This window comes from Kingella pumchi (assembly GCF_022288825.1).
In the GTDB taxonomy this organism is placed as follows: domain Bacteria; phylum Pseudomonadota; class Gammaproteobacteria; order Burkholderiales; family Neisseriaceae; genus Kingella_D; species Kingella_D pumchi.
In genome coordinates, this window is sequence record NZ_JAKOOW010000035.1 from 68,035 (window position 1) to 81,117 (window position 13,083).

A 13,083-nucleotide genomic window follows, 5' to 3' on the forward strand; every position below is an offset into this window, starting at 1 on the left:
ACCGCATTCGCGGTTTTCAGGCTGCTTTTTCTGCGGCAAGCCCTGTTCGGGCTGCCGCTGCGGCTCAAACTTACTCTGCCGCTTCTTCCGCTGCCGCAGCAGCGGCCTGGCCGTGCTGCGCCGCCCATTGGGCGCGGCGGGTTTTGTGGTAGCTCAGGCCGGTGCCGGCGGGGATCAGGCGGCCGACGATGACGTTTTCTTTCAGACCGCGCAAATCGTCTTTCTTGCCCATAATCGCGGCTTCGGTAAGCACGCGGGTGGTTTCTTGGAACGATGCGGCGGAAATAAAGCTGTCGGTCGAGAGCGAGGCTTTGGTGATGCCGAGCAGGATGTTGTCGAAGCGGGCGGGCTCTTTGCCTTCGGCTTCGGCTTTTTCGTTGGCGATCATCACGTCGGCGCGTTCGACCTGCTCGCCGGTGATGAAGCCGGTGTCGCCGGGGTCGGTGATGTTCACGCGGCGCAGCATCTGGCGGATGATGACTTCGATGTGTTTGTCGGAAATCTTCACGCCCTGCAGACGATACACTTCCTGAACTTCCTGCACGATGTAGCGGGTGAGCGCTTCGATGCCCTGCAGGCGCAGGATGTCGTGCGGATCGACGGCGCCGTCGACGATGGTTTCGCCGCGGTTGACCACTTGGCCGTCGTGCACCAGCAGCTGTTTCTCTTTGGAAATCAGGGTTTCGTGGCTGACGCCGTCCAAATCGGTAATCACCAGGCGCTGTTTGCCTTTGGTCTCTTTGCCGAAGCCGACGGTACCGGTAACTTCGGCGAGCATGCCGGCGTCTTTGGGGATGCGGGCTTCAAACAGCTCGGCCACGCGGGGCAGACCGCCGGTAATGTCGCGGGTTTTGGAAGTGGCCTGGGGAGTACGCGCCATCACGTCGCCCTTGCCGACTTCCTGGCCTTCGCGCACGGTAATCACGGCACCGACGGGGAAGGTCATGGTAACCGGGGTTTCGGTGCCGGGGATGGTAACCGGTTCGCCGTCTTCGCCGATCAGGTGGACGGTGGGGCGCAGCAGTTTGCTGGAGCTGGTGCGGCGCTTGCCGTCGATCACGACGAGAGTGGACAGGCCGGTTACGTCGTCGGTCTGCTTGCTGACGGTTACGCCTTCTTCGACGTTTTCGAAACGCACGGTACCGGCGTATTCGGTAATCATCGGGTGGGTGTGCGGATCCCAGGTGGCCAGGGTTTGGCCGGCTTTGAGCTCTTCGCCGTCTTTAATCAGCAGGGTGGCGCCGTAGGGCACTTTGTGGCGCTCGCGCTCGCGGCCGACGGCATCGTGAATCACTACTTCGCAGGAGCGGCCGATCACGATCAGCTCGCCTTTGTTGTTGGCAATGTAGCGCATCTGGCTGCTGAAGCGGGCGGTGCCGTTGGATTTGGCTTCCACCTGGCTGGCGGCGGCGGCTCGGGACGCGGCACCGCCGATGTGGAAGGTACGCATGGTGAGCTGGGTGCCGGGTTCGCCGATGGACTGGGCGGCAATCACGCCGACGGCTTCGCCGGTGTTCACCAGTTTGCCGCGGGCAAGGTCGCGGCCGTAGCATTTGGAGCACAGGCCGTAGCGGGTTTGGCAGGTAATCGGAGTGCGGACTTTGACTTCGTCCACGCCAGAGTTGTCGATCATGTCCACCAGTTTTTCGTCAAGCAGGGTGCCGGCTTCGATCAGGGTGGCGTGGCTGGAAGGATCAACCACGTCGGCGGCGGTAACGCGGCCGAGAATGCGGTCGCGCAGCGGTTCGATTACGTCGCCGCCCTGCACCACGGCTTTCATGGCGAAGCCGTCGCTGGTGCCGCAGTCTTCTTCCACTACCACCAAATCTTGGGTTACGTCCACCAGACGGCGGGTCAGGTAACCGGAGTTGGCGGTTTTCAGCGCGGTGTCGGCCAGACCCTTACGCGCGCCGTGGGTGGAGATAAAGTACTGCAATACGGTCAGGCCTTCGCGGAAGTTGGCGGTAATCGGCGTTTCGATAATCGAGCCGTCCGGTTTGGCCATCAGGCCGCGCATGCCGGAGAGCTGCTTGATCTGGGCAGCGGAACCACGGGCGCCAGAGTCGGCCATCATGTAGATGGAGTTGAACGATTCCTGATCGACTTCCTTGCCTTCGCGGTCGATTACTTTCTGGGTGGACAGATTGTCCATCATCGCTTTGGCGATTTTGTCGCCCGCTTTGCCCCAAATATCGATCACTTTGTTGTAACGCTCGCCGTTGGTTACCAAGCCGGCGTGGTACTGGCTTTCGATTTCTTTCACTTCGGCATTGGCTTCGGCCAAGAGTTTGGCTTTTTGCTTGGGCACTTCCATATCGTCCACGCAGATGGAGATGCCGCCTTTGGCCGCTAGGGCAAAGCCGGTGTACATCAGGTGGTCGGCGAAAATCACGGTGTCGCGCAGGCCGCACAGGCGGAAGGAGGCGTTAATCAGCTTGGAGATTTCTTTTTTCTTCAGCGCTTTGTTGATGTATTCAAACGGCAGGCCTTTGGGCAGGATTTCAGACAGCAGCGCACGGCCGACGGTGGTTTCGTAACGCTTAACCACCGGCTCGAATTCGCCCGCTTCGTTTTTCTCCCACTCGCGCAGGCGCACGGTGATTTTGGTGCCCAGTTCCACCTGTTTGGTGTGGTAGGCACGGTGCACTTCTTTCACGTCGCTAAACAGGCTGCCTTCGCCTTTGCCGTTGATTTTGTCGCGGGTCATGTAATACAGACCCAACACGATGTCTTGCGAGGGCACAATAATCGGCTCGCCGTTGGCCGGCGCCAGCACGTTGTTGGAGGCCAGCATCAGGGTGCGGGCTTCCATCTGCGCTTCCAGGCTCAGGGGCACGTGGACGGCCATTTGGTCGCCGTCGAAGTCGGCGTTGAACGCGGCGCACACCAAGGGATGCAGCTGGATCGCCTTGCCTTCAATCAGAATCGGCTCGAAGGCTTGGATACCCAAGCGGTGCAGGGTCGGCGCACGGTTGAGCAGAATCGGGTGTTCGCGGATGACTTCTTCCAAGATGTCCCAAACTTCCGGCACTTCCTGCTCAACCAGTTTTTTTGCCGCTTTAACGGTGGTGGCCAGCTCGCGCTGTTCGAGTTTGTGGAAAATAAACGGTTTGAACAATTCCAAAGCCATTTTTTTCGGCAGGCCGCACTGGTGCAGGCGCAGGTAGGGGCCGACGGTAATCACGGAACGGCCGGAGTAGTCCACACGTTTACCCAGCAGGTTTTGGCGGAAGCGGCCGCTCTTGCCTTTAATCATATCGGCCAGCGATTTCAGGGGGCGTTTGTTGGCGCCGGTCATCGCTTTGCCGCGGCGGCCGTTGTCCAGCAGGCTGTCCACCGCTTCTTGCAGCATGCGTTTTTCGTTGCGCACGATGATGTCGGGCGCGTTCAGTTCGAGCAGGCGTTTCAGGCGGTTGTTGCGGTTGATCACGCGGCGGTAGAGATCGTTCAGATCCGAAGTGGCGAAACGGCCGCCGTCCAGCGGTACCAGCGGACGCAGATCGGGCGGCAGCACCGGCAGCACGTCCATAATCATCCACTCGAGCTTCATGCCGCTGCGGTGGAAGGCTTCCAGCACTTTCAGGCGTTTGGCCAGCTTTTTGATTTTGGTTTCGGAATTGGTGCTTTGCAGCTCTTGGCGCAGGATGCCGATTTCGTTTTCCACATCCAGGCCGCGCAGCAGCTCGCGGATGCCTTCGGCGCCCATATAGGCTTCAAAGTCGTCGCCGAATTCGTCGAGTTTGGCGTAATAGTCTTCTTCCGACAGCAACTGGCGGCGTTGCAGCGTGGTCATGCCGGGGTCGGTAACCACAAAGGCTTCAAAGTACAGCACGCGCTCGATGTCGCGCAGGGTCATGTCCAGCACCATACCCAGACGGGAGGGCAGCGATTTCAAAAACCAGATGTGGGCAACCGGCGCGGCCAATTCGATATGGCCCATGCGCTCGCGGCGCACTTTGGTCAGCGTTACTTCCACACCGCATTTTTCGCAGGTTACGCCTTTGAATTTCAGGCGCTTGTATTTGCCGCACAAGCATTCGTAGTCTTTGACCGGGCCGAAAATCTTGGCGCAGAACAAACCGTCGCGCTCGGGCTTGAAGGTGCGGTAGTTGATGGTTTCCGGTTTTTTCACTTCGCCGTAGGACCACGAACGGATGGTGTCGGGCGAGGCGATGCCGATTTTGATGGCGTCGAATTCTTCGGAACCTGCCTGCTGCAGGGGGGCGAATAAATCGGTTAGGTTCATTTTTGCTCCTTGGGATTTGCCCGGGGGACGGTTTGGATTCAACTAAAAATTTTTAAGGAGGCAGCCTGAAAACGGTTTTTCAGGCTTTCAGGCTGCCTGAAAGCAAGACGGGCAGCGGCTTAGGGCTGCTTTTCCAGATTGTAGCGGCTGTCTTCGCGAAAGGCGTTCTGACCGGCTTCGAGCATCTGCACGCGGCCTTCGGCAACGAAAAAGCGGGCGTGGGCGGCTTTTTCGTCGAGTTTGACGATGCTGCCGTTTTCCCACTCGAAGCGGCCTTTTTCTTCGGTTTTCAGCGGTTGTTTGCCGCCTTGCGAATCGGTGGTCAGCACATAGCTTTTGTCATCGTTCAGGCGCAGGGTAACGACGTTTTTCGCGCAGTCGGCGCAGGGCAGTTCGCCCTGATAGATGCCCGCCCAGTCGAGCGAGTTTTCGGCATTGTGGCCGTCGTCGAACATCGCGGCATCAGATGCGGCGCTATCGGACGCGGCGGAAGCAGCCTGAAAACCGTCGGCGGCCGAAGCAGCCTGAACGGCAACCGACGCGGCGGGCGCATCGTTCTGCTGCGGTGCCTGCTCGGTGCAAGCAGCCAGCGCGACAGTGGCCAGCAGGGAAGTCAGGATGGAGATGAAGCGGCGGTTTGCGGTCATTGCGGGATTCTCGAAACGGTTTTCAGGCTGCCTTTAAACTTGAAGCGGAAAATCTGGGCATGCCGTTTCAGGCTGCCTGAAAACGGCCTTGAAGGCAGCCTGAAAAGTTTTTCCGCCTTTCAGGCTGCCCGGATGCCTAGTTGTTTTCCAGGTCGATATCGAGACCGAGCGAGCGGATCTCTTTGACGATCACATTAAACGATTCGGGCATGCCGGCATCGATTTTGTGTTCGCCCTTGACGATGTTTTCGTACATTTTGGTACGGCCGGTTACGTCGTCGGACTTCACGGTCAGCATCTCTTGCAGGGTGTAGGCGGCGCCGTAGGCTTCGAGCGCCCACACTTCCATCTCACCGAAACGTTGGCCGCCGAACTGGGCTTTACCGCCCAGGGGCTGTTGGGTAACCAGTGAGTAGGGGCCGGTGGAGCGGGCGTGCATTTTCTCGTCCACCAGGTGGTGCAGTTTCAGATAGTGCATCACGCCGACGGTTACTTTGCGGTCGAAAGGCTCGCCCGAGCGGCCGTCGTAGAGCGTAATCTGGGTTTTGGTGTCGTTAAAGCCGAGTTTCTGCACTTCGGGATCGTCGCTGGGGTAGGCGAGTTCGAGCATCTCGTAGATCTCTTTCTCTTTGGCGCCGTCAAACACCGGAGAGGCAAAGGTGGCGCCGCCTTTGAGGTTTTCGGCCAGCGTGAGAATCTCGTCGTCGCTGAGCGATTTGAGGTTTTCTTTTTTGCCGCTGCCGTTGTAGAGTTTTTCGAGGAAGGCGCGGATTTCTTTTACCTTCTTCTGCTCATCCAGCATTTTTTCGATACGGCGGCCGATGCCTTTGGCGGCCCAGCCCAAGTGCACTTCGAGAATCTGGCCGATGTTCATACGGCTCGGTACGCCCAGCGGGTTGAGGACGATATCGACGGTGCGGCCGTCGGCCATATAGGGCATGTCTTCCACCGGCAGAATACGCGATACCACGCCTTTGTTACCGTGGCGGCCGGCCATTTTGTCGCCGGCCTGCAGGCGGCGTTTGATGGCGATGAATACTTTGACCATTTTCTGCACGCCGGGGGGCAGCTCGTCGCCCTGGGTCATTTTTTTCTTTTTGACTTCGTAAAGGGCGTCGGCTTCTTCGCGTTTGTCTTGCAGGCTGCCTTTAATCAGTTCGAGCTGCTTGGCCAGTTCTTCGTCGGCCAGGCGGATGTCGAACCAGTCGTGTTTGCTGGGCAGGCCGGCCAGGTATTCGGCGGTGATTTCTTTGCCTTTGCCGAGTTTCATCGGGCCGCCGTTGGCTTTTTGGCCGACAATCATGCGCTCAATACGGTCGAAGGCGTCGTTGTCGAAAATGCGCAGCTGGTCGCTGAGGTCTTGGCGGTAGCGTTTGAGCTCGGCATCGATAATCGACTGGGCGCGTTTGTCGCGCTGGATGCCTTCGCGGGTGAAGACCTGTACGTCGATAACGGTGCCGCTCATGCCGGTGGGCATGCGCAGCGAGGTGTCTTTCACATCGGAGGCTTTTTCGCCGAAGATGGCGCGCAGCAGTTTTTCTTCGGGCGTAAGCTGGGTTTCGCCTTTGGGGGTGACTTTGCCCACCAGTACGTCGCCGGCTTCGACTTCGGAACCGATAAAGACGATGCCGCTCTCGTCCAGGCGGTTTTGCATGCGCTCGGACAGGTTGGGAATGTCGCGGGTGATTTCTTCGGCACCGAGTTTGGTGTCGCGGGCGACAACGTTCAGCTCTTCGATGTGGATGGAAGTGTAGCGGTCGTCGGCGGCCACTTTTTCGGAAATCAGAATCGAGTCTTCGTAGTTGTAACCGTTCCACGGCATAAAAGCGATGGTCATGTTCTGACCGAGCGCCAGCTCGCCCAAGTCGGTGGAAGCGCCGTCGGCAATCAGGTCGCCGCGTTGCAGCACGTCACCGGCTTTGACGGCGGGGCGCTGGTTGATGTTGGTGGACTGGTTGGAACGGGTGAATTTCACCAGATTGTAGATGTCCACGCCCACTTCGCCGGCGCTGGTTTCGTCGTCGTGCACGCGCACCACGATACGGTTGGCATCGACATACTCGACCACGCCGCCGCGACGGGCAACGATGGCGGTAGCGCTGTCCACCGCTACGGAACGCTCGATGCCGGTACCGACCAGCGGTTTTTCGGCACGCAGACAGGGTACGGCCTGACGCTGCATGTTGGCACCCATCAGGGCGCGGTTGGCGTCGTCATGCTCCAAGAAGGGAATCAGCGATGCAGCCACGGAAACAATCTGGCCGGTGGCCACGTCCATATACTGCACGCGGTCGGCAGTCGCCAAAATGGTTTCGCCTTTTTCGCGGCAGGTAATCAAATCGCCGAGCAGCTTGCCGTTTTTGTCCAAATCGGTATTGGCCTGGGCAATCACATAGCGACCTTCTTCGATGGCGGACAGATAGTCGATGTCGTTGGTTACTTTGCCATCGACCACGCGGCGGTAGGGCGTTTCCAAGAAACCGTAGTCGTTGGTGCGGGCAAATACCGACAGCGAGTTAATCAAACCAATGTTCGGGCCCTCGGGCGTTTCAATCGGGCAGACGCGGCCGTAGTGGGTCGGATGCACGTCGCGCACTTCAAAACCAGCGCGCTCGCGGGTCAAACCGCCCGGGCCAAGCGCGGATACACGGCGTTTATGGGTGATTTCAGACAAGGGGTTGGTCTGATCCATAAACTGGCTCAGCTGGCTGGAACCGAAGAATTCTTTAATCGCGGCGGAAACGGGCTTGGCGTTGATCAGATCGGTCGGCATCAGATTGTCGGCTTCGGCCTGGTTCAGGCGCTCTTTTACCGCCCGCTCGACACGCGCCAGACCGGAACGGAACTGGTTTTCCACCAACTCGCCCACCGAACGCACGCGGCGGTTGCCCAAGTGGTCGATATCGTCCACTTCGCCATGACTGTTACGCAGCTCCACCAAGGTGGCGATGGTTACCACGATGTCTTCCTGGCTGAGCACGAAACCGCCTTTTTCGGCCGCACCGACAAAGGTTTCGTTCAGCAGACGGCCGTACCAGCTGCCCTCTTGCACCGGCAGCAGCTTCTGCTCGTAAGTGCGGGTGTTGAACTTCATGCGGCCGACACGGGAGAGATCGTAGCTCTCTTCTTGGAAGAACATGCGGTTAAACAGTGCTTCAACCGCTTCTTCAGTAGGCGGCTCGCCAGGGCGCATCATGCGGTAAATGGCGATGCGGGCACTGGTTTTGTCGGTAGTTTCATCGGTGCGCATGGTGGCGGAAATGTAACCGCCGGCTTCCATATCGTTGATAAACAGCGTTTCAATCTGCGCCACACCGTGAATATCGAATTGGGCCAGTAATTCTTCAGTCAGCTCGTCGTTGGCGGACGCCAGAATTTCACCGGTATCAGGCACGATCACATCGCGTGCCAGCACTTTACCGATCAGGCTGTCTGCTTCGACATTCAAGCGGGTCAGGCCTGTAGCTTGGATATCACGCACATGCTTGGCCGTAATCCGTTTGCCAGCCTGAACCAGAACCTTGCCGTTTTTGTCCAGCAGGTCAAACTTGGCCGTTTCGCCTTTCAGACGCTCGGGCACCAAATCAGTTTGTACACCGTCTTTGGAGAAGTAATAGTTTTCTTTGTCGTAGAACATCTCCAACATCTGTTCGTTGTTGTAGCCCAAAGCACGCAACAGAATGGTTACCGGCATTTTGCGGCGACGGTCGATACGGAAATACAACAAATCTTTATGATCGAATTCAAAATCCAACCATGAACCGCGATAGGGAATAATACGTGCAGAAAACAGCAATTTTCCGGATGAATGGGTTTTGCCGCGATCGTGTTCAAAAAACACACCGGGCGAGCGGTGAAGTTGGGACACAATCACACGCTCGGTTCCGTTGATAACAAATGAACCACTCGGCGTCATCAATGGGATTTCGCCCATATACACTTCATTGACGCGGATTTCTTTTATCTCGCGCTCTTCGGGTTTATTAGAGCCTTCTTTATTGAAAATGGCCAGTTTAATTTTTGCCCGTAGCGGAGCTGCATAAGTAATACCGCGCAGCTGGCACTCGGCAATATCGAATACCGGCTCGCCCAGCATATATTGCTCAAATTGCAGCTCTGCGTAGCCGTTATTGCTTAGAATAGGGAAAATGGAGTTAAAAGCAGCCTGCAATCCTTCATTTGAGCGTTGCTCCGGTGCCGCGGTTTGCTGCAAGAACTTCCCATAGGACTCAAGCTGCGTAGTTAACAGATAGGGAACTTCTAAAACGGTTTCGCGTTTAGCAAAACTCTTACGGATACGTTTTTTTTCAGCGAAGCTATATGACATTACAGGTACTCCAAATAGATTTGTAAGGCTGATTCTTAAATCGGGAGTGAATTTTCAGGCTGCCTGTGGTTCAGGAAAATTCTTTGAGCTGTGCCGGCCATCAGGAAGTTAGCACATAAATCAAGATTGAAATATTTGGTAAATTTTAGCCAAATATTTTGTTGATTTGTAAAACTATTTAAATATTCTATTTTCTTATTATGTTAGCGCAACAAGGCTGGCAGTAAATTACTGCCAGCCTGTTGCTGTTTCCAAAGTTTATTTAATTTCAACTTTGGCACCAGCTTCTTCAAGCTGTTTCTTGATATCGTCAGCTTCTGCTTGAGATACGCCTTCTTTAAGAGTTTTGGGAGCGCCATCAACCAAGTCTTTGGCTTCTTTCAAGCCCAGGCCGGTAATTGCACGAACTACTTTGATTACGCCAACTTTCTGATCACCGGCAGAAGCCAAGATCACATCAAATTCAGTTTTGGCTTCAGCAGCAGCGCCACCAGCAGCCGGACCAGCAGCCACTGCAACAGCAGCTGCGGAAACACCAAATTTTTCTTCGAACGCTTTAACCAAATCGTTCAGTTCCATTACGGTCAGATTGCCAACGGCTTCCAAAATGTCTTCTTTAGTAATAGCCATGCTATAAACTCCTAAATATTGAAATTAAAATCTATAAAATTAAATAATTAAGCAGCTTCACCAGATGATTGCTTTTCTGCCAATGCAGCCAAACCACGAGCAAAGCTCGAAACAGGCGCTTGCATAACAAACAACAATTTAGACAACAGCTCTTCGCGGTTCGGAATAGATGCCAACTCGGAAACCTTAGCTACATCCAACAACTCTCCGTTGTAAGATCCAGCCTTAATAACGATTTTGTCATCTTTTTTCGCAAACTGATGCAGTACTTTTGCTGCAGCTACAGCATCTTCAGACGCTGCATAGACCAAAGGACCAACCATGTGGTCAGCCAATGCAGCAAAAGAAGTTCCTTCAACTGCGCGACGTGCCAAGGTATTTTTCAATACTCGCAAATAAACACCTTCTTTACGAGCATTAGCACGAAGTTCAGTCATACTGGCAACACTGATACCGCGATATTCAGCAACAACCATAGTTTGAGCATTGGCGATACCAGCACCAATCTCTTCTACTGTCGCTTTCTTGGCTTCAATATTGAGACTCAAGGTCTACCTCCTACTGTTTACATTAAACGATGCCTAAATATAAGGCATGCTCCCAGCGCGGTAACCTGATAAAAAACATTTGGCAAAACCGAATACTTTAAACCTAGGACTACCGTCTGCGTAGGGCTTCAATGCCTAGATAAGCATTTCAAATTAAAACTATTGTTCCCTACGGTCTCGGACATCTGCTTAAATAAAGCTTAAGCAGTCCAAAATTGACCCATCGACCAACAATGGGTCAAATTTACAAATTAAGCAACACTCGCGGTATCTACACGCACGCCAACACCCATAGTGCTGGAAATTGCAATCTTTTTAAGATACAGCCCTTTTGCAGTTGCAGGCTTAGCTTTCACAACCGCATCCAAAATGGCAGCAAAATTCTCCTGCAGATCGGCCTCAGAAAAAGATGCACGTCCAATTGTTGCGTGCACGATACCAGCCTTATCAGTCCGATACTGAACCTGACCCGCTTTTGCATTTTTTACTGCTTCTGCAACATTAGGCGTTACTGTGCCAACTTTCGGATTAGGCATCAAACCACGCGGACCAAGAATTGTACCCAACTGACCTACAACTCTCATCGCATCAGGAGAGGCAATAACCACATCAAAATTCAAATTGCCTTTTTTAATTTCATCCGCCAAGTCATCAAACCCAACGATGTCAGCACCAGCTTCCTTTGCAGCCTCAGCATTAGCGCCTTGCGCAAATACTGCGACACGAGTTACCTTGCCAGTACCCTTAGGCATAACAACAGATCCACGAATCACCTGATCAGACTTACGAGGATCTACACCCAAGTTAAAAGAGACATCAATGGACTCATCAAATTTGGCTGTAGCAGCACCCTTAACCAAGGTAATTGCCTCGGATACAGGATACACTTTCGAAAAATCAATAGAACTTCTCAAGCCCTGCAAACGTTTAGATACTTTAGCCATTTTACACACCCTCCACATCTAAGCCCATTGAGCGCGCCGAACCAGCAATAGTACGCACCGCAGCATCCAAATCAGCGGCAGTTAAGTCAGGTTCTTTAGTTTTTGCAATTTCTTCCAACTGGGCGCGGCTGATCTTGCCAACCTTATTAGTCAGCGGATTTGAACTACCCTTTTGCAATCCAGCAGCTTTTTTCAAGAGAATAGAAGCAGGCGGAGTCTTCAGAATAAATGTAAACGACTTATCTGCAAATGCGGTAATCACAACAGGAATCGGTAAGCCAGGCTCCACACCTTGGGTTGCCGCATTAAATGCTTTGCAAAACTCCATAATATTCAAGCCACGCTGACCAAGAGCGGGACCAACAGGAGGAGAGGGATTAGCCTTTCCCGCAGGTATTTGCAACTTAATGTAACCTACAATTTTTTTTGCCACAGTATTTACTCCAAACGTGGGTAATCGCGCAAAGCGCTCCCCAATTACACAAAGGCGGCGATTCTACCAGACCTAACAAAAAGAAAGCAAGAGTAACTTAACTTGATGCATCACTTTTTTCAACTTGAGAGAAATCTAACTCCACCGGGGTTTCCCTACCAAAAATCTGAACCGTTACTCTCAATTTACTACGTTCATAATCTACAAAATTAACAGAACCATTAAAATCCATAAAAGGCCCGTCATTAATGCGAACCTGCTGACCAATCTCAAACTCAATCCTAGGCTTAGGCTTCTGACCTGTTTCAGAACCTGAGACCTGAGACAAAATAGCATCCACCTCTTTTTGGGAAATAGGCAAAGGTTTATGACTTGTCCCCCCGACGAAGCCATTAATTCGAGGAGTACTCTTGACCAGATGCCATGAGCTATCAGTCATTTCCATTTCAATCAGAACATATCCTGGGAAAATTTTTCGCTCACTAATCGTCTTCTGCCCGTTCTTAATATCAACAACATCTTCAACAGGAACCAGAATCTCCCCAAAATACTCCCCCATACCTTCTCGAGAGATTCTTTCGATTAATGCTTTTTGTACATTCTTCTCAAAACCAGAATAAGCCTGAACCACATACCATTTTTTTGACATGACTACCCCTTAACCAGCAACATATTAAATAAAAAAGCAATCAAATTATCAATGCCATAAAGGAAGGCGGTAAAAACAACTGAAAATATAATTACAAAAACAGTTGTCTTCATAGTTTCTTGCCTTGACGGCCAGACTACCTTCTTAACTTCTTTAAATGAATCAGATAAGTATTGCCTAGTCCACTTCCCTCTAGCCGAAACAAAGAAGAAAAAAAGCAAAGCAAACAGCCAAACAGCAAAAGCAATAGAAATACCAAGCTGCTGAGAAATACCCGGCACTCCCATATAGATCCAAGCACCACCAACCAATAATGCAATAACCACTATTGACTTCAACATCTCTAAAGGAGAACCCTTGCTTTTTTCACTCATAATGTTCTCGATTCATTAAACTATTAGGACAATGATATTTTAAATAAAGAAAAACTAACCGATTACGAGAACCGGTTAGTTTATTATTTGGCAGGCCAGGAGGGTCTCGAACCCCCAACCCTCGGTTTTGGAGACCGATACTCTACCAATTGAGCTACTGACCTAGGGCTTTAAGCGATTACAGTAGAAACCACGCCGGCACCAACGGTACGGCCACCTTCGCGGATGGCGAAACGCAGACCTTCTTCCATGGCAATCGGGGCGATCAGTTCTACGGTAATGGTT

10 protein-coding genes and 1 tRNA gene are annotated in these 13,083 nt (G+C 53.1%); all 11 read right to left on the reverse strand.

What is annotated here, in order from left to right:
* Positions 1-70: 70 nt before the first annotated feature.
* The gene (gene rpoC, locus MB824_RS09895) at positions 71-4,246 is read right to left on the reverse strand and encodes a DNA-directed RNA polymerase subunit beta' (RefSeq protein WP_238748351.1); all 4,176 of its coding nucleotides are present in this window, start codon (positions 4,244-4,246) and stop codon (positions 71-73) included.
* A gap of 119 nt (positions 4,247-4,365) precedes the next feature.
* Positions 4,366-4,893 carry a copper resistance protein NlpE gene (locus MB824_RS09900; protein WP_238748352.1) on the reverse strand — a complete coding sequence of 176 codons (528 nt, stop codon included), beginning with the start codon at positions 4,891-4,893 and terminating at the stop codon, positions 4,366-4,368.
* A gap of 136 nt (positions 4,894-5,029) precedes the next feature.
* The gene (gene rpoB / locus MB824_RS09905) at positions 5,030-9,220 is read right to left on the reverse strand and encodes a DNA-directed RNA polymerase subunit beta (protein WP_238748353.1); all 4,191 of its coding nucleotides are present in this window, start codon (positions 9,218-9,220) and stop codon (positions 5,030-5,032) included.
* Between the two features lie 258 nt (positions 9,221-9,478).
* On the reverse strand, positions 9,479-9,850 hold the full coding sequence (rplL, locus tag MB824_RS09910; RefSeq protein ID WP_238748354.1) for a 50S ribosomal protein L7/L12: 372 nt from the start codon (positions 9,848-9,850) through the stop codon (positions 9,479-9,481).
* A gap of 47 nt (positions 9,851-9,897) precedes the next feature.
* On the reverse strand, positions 9,898-10,398 hold the full coding sequence (rplJ, locus tag MB824_RS09915) for a 50S ribosomal protein L10 (protein WP_238748355.1): 501 nt from the start codon (positions 10,396-10,398) through the stop codon (positions 9,898-9,900).
* 251 nt (positions 10,399-10,649) lie between these two features.
* Complete coding sequence (gene rplA, locus MB824_RS09920; protein WP_238748356.1) at positions 10,650-11,342, reverse strand: 50S ribosomal protein L1; 693 nt, start codon at positions 11,340-11,342, stop codon at positions 10,650-10,652.
* Between the two features lies 1 nt (position 11,343).
* Positions 11,344-11,775, reverse strand: a complete 432-nt coding sequence (gene rplK / locus MB824_RS09925) for a 50S ribosomal protein L11 (RefSeq protein WP_238748357.1) — start codon at positions 11,773-11,775, stop codon at positions 11,344-11,346.
* Positions 11,776-11,872: 97 nt separating this feature from the next.
* Positions 11,873-12,424 carry a transcription termination/antitermination protein NusG gene (gene nusG, locus MB824_RS09930; protein ID WP_238748358.1) on the reverse strand — a complete coding sequence of 184 codons (552 nt, stop codon included), beginning with the start codon at positions 12,422-12,424 and terminating at the stop codon, positions 11,873-11,875.
* A 2-nt stretch (positions 12,425-12,426) separates the two neighbouring features.
* Entirely contained in the window at positions 12,427-12,798 is a 372-nt protein-coding gene (gene secE / locus MB824_RS09935) for a preprotein translocase subunit SecE (RefSeq protein WP_238748359.1), read from the reverse strand.
* Positions 12,799-12,886: 88 nt separating this feature from the next.
* Positions 12,887-12,962, reverse strand: a tRNA-Trp gene (locus tag MB824_RS09940).
* A 6-nt stretch (positions 12,963-12,968) separates the two neighbouring features.
* Positions 12,969-13,083, reverse strand: a 115-nt coding sequence (locus tag MB824_RS09945) for an EF-Tu C-terminal domain-related protein (protein ID WP_456077649.1), incomplete at its 5' end; no start/stop codon positions are given.

Excerpts from the sequence above, each read along its gene's own strand:
- rplL (WP_238748354.1), bottom strand. The coding sequence starts at position 9,850 with ATGGCTATTACTAAAGAAGACATTTTGGAAGCCGTTGGCAATCTGACC.
- MB824_RS09900 (WP_238748352.1), bottom strand. The coding sequence starts at position 4,893 with ATGACCGCAAACCGCCGCTTCATCTCCATCCTGACTTCCCTGCTGGCC.
- rpoC (WP_238748351.1), bottom strand. The coding sequence starts at position 4,246 with ATGAACCTAACCGATTTATTCGCCCCCCTGCAGCAGGCAGGTTCCGAA.
- nusG (WP_238748358.1), bottom strand. The coding sequence starts at position 12,424 with ATGTCAAAAAAATGGTATGTGGTTCAGGCTTATTCTGGTTTTGAGAAG.
- secE (WP_238748359.1), bottom strand. The coding sequence starts at position 12,798 with ATGAGTGAAAAAAGCAAGGGTTCTCCTTTAGAGATGTTGAAGTCAATA.
- rplA (WP_238748356.1), bottom strand. The coding sequence starts at position 11,342 with ATGGCTAAAGTATCTAAACGTTTGCAGGGCTTGAGAAGTTCTATTGAT.
- rpoB (WP_238748353.1), bottom strand. The coding sequence starts at position 9,220 with ATGTCATATAGCTTCGCTGAAAAAAAACGTATCCGTAAGAGTTTTGCT.